This window comes from Pedobacter sp. UBA4863 (genome assembly GCF_002399615.1).
Classification (GTDB): Bacteria; Bacteroidota; Bacteroidia; order Sphingobacteriales; family Sphingobacteriaceae; genus Pedobacter.
Window position 1 is genome coordinate 3,676 of sequence record NZ_DHDZ01000013.1, and the last position, 3,223, is coordinate 6,898.

Here is a 3,223-nt window from a genome sequence, read left to right on the forward strand (position 1 = left end):
CATGTGTCCCCCTTTGGAGGGGGCAGGGGGAGGATAACTAATTAAAGCAATAATGCACTACGGGTTCCAATAATTACTTTTTGGGAAACTTTTTCCATTGAATAAGATACGCAGCTTCTACGAGTTTAATAAGCCCGTGTTTAAAATTCTTAATTTCGTTATCACCAAAAGGGTAAAAGCCATCTGTACCTAAAGATGAATATAGGCATTCAAATAACGGTAATCATTAAGATTGCTTTTGGCGAAAAAAAATTTAAAATAGTTCTCAGGTTTTTTAACCAATGCTTCATTTAATTTAAAACGATGATTTTTGCTAACTTCTCGAGTTTTCTTTGGCGGGAAGGAAACATTTATTCTATTCCACTATTTTGGATGATTTTTTGCGGACGTTGGCGTCCTCGCCAACGGACTAAACTTTCTTAACTTAAGACATTGCGCCCCATGGGTTTATTGTTCCGCAGGGCCACTTAAATCCTTTTTAAAAACCAAGGTCTCCAGACCGAAAAAACTACCTCAAAAATGGCAACACTTTATCTAAAGGAATGCCTAAATAATCGCATACATGAAAAACAGTAATAGGTTGGTGCTTGTGCAAACCATTACAATCCCTAATCAATTGCAAAATACGCTGGCAAGTACGTTCGCTCTTGCCCGTAATCAGCTTAAGATCGGCAGTATAAAAAAATAAACGATGCAAAGGCTCCCTCATAACTCAATTACTTCATTAGCAAAAAATAATTATTAACCCAACAAAAATAACTCATATACAAGCCATTACAAAGCAACCTACAACTTTTACGTATTATCTAAATGCCACCGAACAACCCTTACCAATTTCGCAATAAACGTTGCAAGCCATATTTACATTTCGGCAATAAAAAAATAAAAGTATTACAAAAATGTTAAGGCTAATTTGGGTTGTTAGCCCCGAAAAACAGCATAAAAGGTAAATTTTCTGCTTAAAATAATACAATAAAGTTCAGAAATTTACTTTTAAACTATCTCCAACTGAGTGATCTAAGAAAAAAACTGATAATCCAAACCAAGCGCAGTAACATCTCTGTGGCCAAACGTAGCACCGACGGTACACCGAGCCTAGACCGACGGTGAACCAACACCCCTCAAACGCCAATTGCGACAAAAACCGACAAACAAAGCAGTATAGCACAAAAGGCGTACAAACCCGACAAAGCCGACAAGCCCTAAATTTTTCATCCGCAACTTTACCCCCAAGCAATAATTACCGGTAAAAAAGATTGCGAGTTTTAATTATTCATCACATTTTAAAAAAAAGAAAATGGCAAAGTCAGAAAACAACGAAGTAATGTTTGGTGCCCGCGGCAGAGTGGGCAACCTAGTAGTATTTAAAAATTTTGGAAACAACCAAACGGTCATCTCCAAAAGACCAAAACGACCCGAAAACCCAATGTACACAGCAAAACAGGTAGCGGTAAAACAAAAATTTAGAGAAGCGGTTCTTTATGCAAAAGGCGCCATCGAAGATCCAGATTTAGCGACCTTCTATCAAGTATTTGCTAAACCGGGCATATCGGCCTACAATTTAGCCCTGGCAGATTATTGCAAAGCCCCAGAAATTACCTTAATAGACACCGTCAACTACCAAGGTCAAATCAGCGATCAGATCAAGGTAAGGGCAATAGACAATTTTAGGGTCACCGAAGTAAAAGTGAGCATACATGATGCTGCCGATGCATTGCTAGAGAGCGGCTTGGCTACATTAAGTGCAAACAACGTCGATTGGATTTACGAAAGCAGCATCCAGCAAAGTAACTTGGCAGGCACTAAAATTACCGCCGAAGCCAAAGATACCCCTGGCAATACAACCGTAAAAACAATTACACTTTAAAACTAACATCATCCCCCACTTAACCGTCGGGGATGATTTAGCTAAGCAATGATACCATGAGCCCTGAGCTTCTCGAAGAGCCATCTCAACAAGTCTTAGCACCAAAGCCCACCGGATGTTAAAATGGGCAACCCATTTACCAACCAAACTTTAGCTCAACTAAAACATTGAACCAACAGCGATTTTTACCGTTCAACCAACTCCTTTACCGTATCACCATAATGATCTACATATTCGCCTTCTAACTTTAACAACCTATACCACCTTTTAAAGGTATTTACAAAAACGATAAGCACTAAAACCATGGCCAAGATGGCCAAAGAAGCCAACAGGTATTGCTTTTTAGGAAAGTAAATATTTATCACCTGTTCGTAGCCCGCCCAAAAGGTAATTATCGCCATAAACACCCCCGGAATAGCCGAAACCAATGCATACTTTTTCCTGTTCATCCGAATAAGCATGGTGGTACAAACAATCAGTCCACAGGCGGCAAGCAACTGGTTGCTGATACCAAACAACGGCCAAATACTGCTCACGTTGCCCGTGTACACCAAATAGCCCCACGAAAAAGTAAAGATGGTACTGCTGATGATGATACCAGGCACCCAATTTTTATCGTTAAATTTCGGGATTACGCCACCAATCATCTCCTGCAAGAATTTAGCCTTAATACCTTGTTGGCCATAAATATGCCATAGAAACGATAGGCAATGGCAAATACCAAAAGCGATACAAATACAAGTGTTAGCGCATTAACGCCATTTAAAAATTCCATAATAGTTTGTAATGTTTTTTGGGTTATTGCGGAAGTAATAATAGATATTATTTAAAAACATTAAGTATTAATGCCGACACTCCCTAAAATACCACTAACAAAACTAACCTATCAGCCATGTATTTCCAAGAAAATAGCATTATTTTTTAAAAAAAATTAAAAACAAACTCACCAAAAGCTCCTTTTTAAAATAACAAAAACCCGTTGTGCATTTAGCCACAGCACTTGTCACGATGATGGAATGAACATTATTTTTATCCGTTTGCATCATCAATAAAACAATAAATAATTGATATACAAATATTTGCATATCAATATTAAGTTCTCCCTTGCCCCCTCCAAGAGGGGGATATGCAAATCGCATAGTTATACGTCATGTGCCCCCCTTTGGAGAGTTTATCCCGACTATTCGGGAGGAGTGCTGTGGCTTAAATCTCCAAAATGCACAACGGGTTAACAAAACACCCCTTTATTTTAACGCGAGTTTTGGATATTTTATACTGTAAATCAAACACCTAAAGTTATGTTGATTAAAAAAATGATTAGATAGACCCTTAAAAGCTAGTCCCGAATTAATTTCG

The 3,223-nt window shown here is 38.3% G+C and carries 5 protein-coding genes; 1 reads left to right on the plus strand and 4 read right to left on the minus strand.

The genetic code is table 11. From position 1 onward, the window contains the following. Positions 1-508 precede the first annotated feature (508 nt). Positions 509-709 carry a hypothetical protein gene (locus B3I52_RS01760; RefSeq protein ID WP_293297936.1) on the minus strand — a complete coding sequence of 67 codons (201 nt, stop codon included), beginning with the start codon at positions 707-709 and terminating at the stop codon, positions 509-511. A 588-nt stretch (positions 710-1,297) separates the two neighbouring features. On the opposite strand from B3I52_RS01760, the gene B3I52_RS01765 reads away from it, so the two are divergent. Next, complete coding sequence (locus B3I52_RS01765) at positions 1,298-1,867, plus strand: hypothetical protein (protein WP_293297939.1); 570 nt, start codon at positions 1,298-1,300, stop codon at positions 1,865-1,867. Positions 1,868-2,052: 185 nt separating this feature from the next. Here B3I52_RS01765 and B3I52_RS01770 read toward each other — a convergent pair whose 3' ends face one another. The 3 genes from B3I52_RS01770 to B3I52_RS01780 form a co-directional block, all read right to left on the minus strand. Then, positions 2,053-2,514, minus strand: coding sequence for a carbon starvation CstA family protein (locus B3I52_RS01770; RefSeq protein WP_293297942.1), 462 nt, complete (start codon positions 2,512-2,514; stop codon positions 2,053-2,055). Then, the gene (locus B3I52_RS01775; protein WP_293297945.1) at positions 2,511-2,642 is read right to left on the minus strand and encodes a carbon starvation CstA family protein; all 132 of its coding nucleotides are present in this window, start codon (positions 2,640-2,642) and stop codon (positions 2,511-2,513) included. Before B3I52_RS01775 ends, B3I52_RS01770 begins: the two co-directional genes overlap by 4 nt. A gap of 139 nt (positions 2,643-2,781) precedes the next feature. Beyond that, on the minus strand, positions 2,782-3,006 hold the full coding sequence (locus B3I52_RS01780; RefSeq protein WP_293297948.1) for a hypothetical protein: 225 nt from the start codon (positions 3,004-3,006) through the stop codon (positions 2,782-2,784). Positions 3,007-3,223 lie beyond the last annotated feature (217 nt).